Here is a 1,729-nt window from a genome sequence, read left to right on the forward strand (position 1 = left end):
TTTCAAGTGGTAGGGGAGCGTTGTGTAAGCCTGTGAAGGTGTGTTGTAAAGCATGCTGGAGGTATCACAAGAGCGAATGCTGACGTGAGTAACGATAATGCGAGTGAAAAGCTCGCACGCCGGAAGATCAAGGGTTCCAGTCCAACGTTAATCGGGGCTGGGTGAGTCGACCCCTAAGGCGAGGCCGAAAGGCGTAGTCGATGGGAAATCGGTTAATATTCCGATACTTGTTTATGATGCGATGGAGGGACGGAGAAGGTTATGCCAGCTCAGCGATGGTTGTCTGAGTGGAAGGATGTAGGTTTATAGCTTAGGTAAATCCGGGCTATTTCATACCGAGATCTGATAGCAAGTCCTACTTGTAGGACGAAGTGGCAAATACCATGCTTCCAGGAAAAGCTTCTAAGCGATAGTCATAAACGAATCGTACCCTAAACCGACACAGGTGATCAGGTAGAGAATACCAAGGCGCTTGAGAGAACTCTGCTGAAGGAACTAGGCAAAATGGTACCGTAACTTCGGGAGAAGGTACGCTGCTGATGGTGAAGGACTTGCTCCGTAAGCTATTGGCAGTCGCAGATACCAGGCTGCTGCAACTGTTTATTAAAAACACAGCACTCTGCAAACACGAAAGTGGACGTATAGGGTGTGATGTCTGCCCGGTGCTGGAAGGTTAATTGATGGGCTTAGCGTATGCGAAGGTCTTGATCGAAGCCCCAGTAAACGGCGGCCGTAACTATAACGGTCCTAAGGTAGCGAAATTCCTTGTCGGGTAAGTTCCGACCTGCACGAATGACATAATGATGGCAGCGCTGTCTCCAGCAGAGACTCAGTGAAATCGAAATCGCAGTGAAGATGCTGTGTACCCGCGGCTAGACGGAAAGACCCCGTGAACCTTTACTACAGCTTTACATTGAACTTTGACCTGACTTGTGCAGGATAGGTGGGAGGCTTTGAAACCGAGACGCCAGTCTTGGTGGAGCCATCCTTGAAATACCACCCTGGTCATGTTGGGGTTCTAACTCAGGTATCACAATACCGAGGACAATGTATGGTGGGTAGTTTGACTGGGGCGGTCTCCTCCTAAAGAGTAACGGAGGAGTACGAAGGTGCGCTCAGAACGGTCGGAAATCGTTCAAAGAGTATAAAGGCAAAAGCGCGCTTAACTGCGAGACCCACAAGTCGAGCAGGTACGAAAGTAGGTCTTAGTGATCCGGTGGTTCTGTATGGAAGGGCCATCGCTCAACGGATAAAAGGTACTCTGGGGATAACAGGCTGATACCGCCCAAGAGTTCATATCGACGGCGGTGTTTGGCACCTCGATGTCGGCTCATCTCATCCTAGGGCTGAAGCAGGTCCTAAGGGTATGGCTGTTCGCCATTTAAAGAGGTACGCGAGCTGGGTTTAGAACGTCGTGAGACAGTTCGGTCCCTATCTACCGTGGGCGTTGGAAATTTGAGAGGATCTGCTCCTAGTACGAGAGGACCAGAGTGGACGAACCGCTGGTGTTCGGGTTGTCATGCCAATGGCATTGCCCGGTAGCTACGTTCGGATGGGATAACCGCTGAAAGCATCTAAGCGGGAAGCCCACCTCAAGATTAGATTTCCCTAAAGAGCCGTTCAAGACTAGGACGTTGATAGGCAGGGTGTGGAAGCGCAGTGATGTGTGTAGCTAACCTGTACTAATTGCTCGTTTGGCTTGACCATACAACACCCAAGTGGTTTGTAT

Annotated in this window: 1 rRNA gene; it reads left to right on the plus strand. The window is 50.3% G+C overall.

From position 1 onward, the window contains the following. Positions 1-1,707: ribosomal RNA gene (locus NK638_RS12205) — 23S ribosomal RNA — on the plus strand; the annotation flags it as partial. Positions 1,708-1,729: the final 22 nt, after the last annotated feature.

Source organism: Psychrobacter sp. A3 (assembly GCF_028823565.1).
Taxonomy (GTDB): Bacteria; Pseudomonadota; Gammaproteobacteria; order Pseudomonadales; family Moraxellaceae; genus Psychrobacter; species Psychrobacter celer.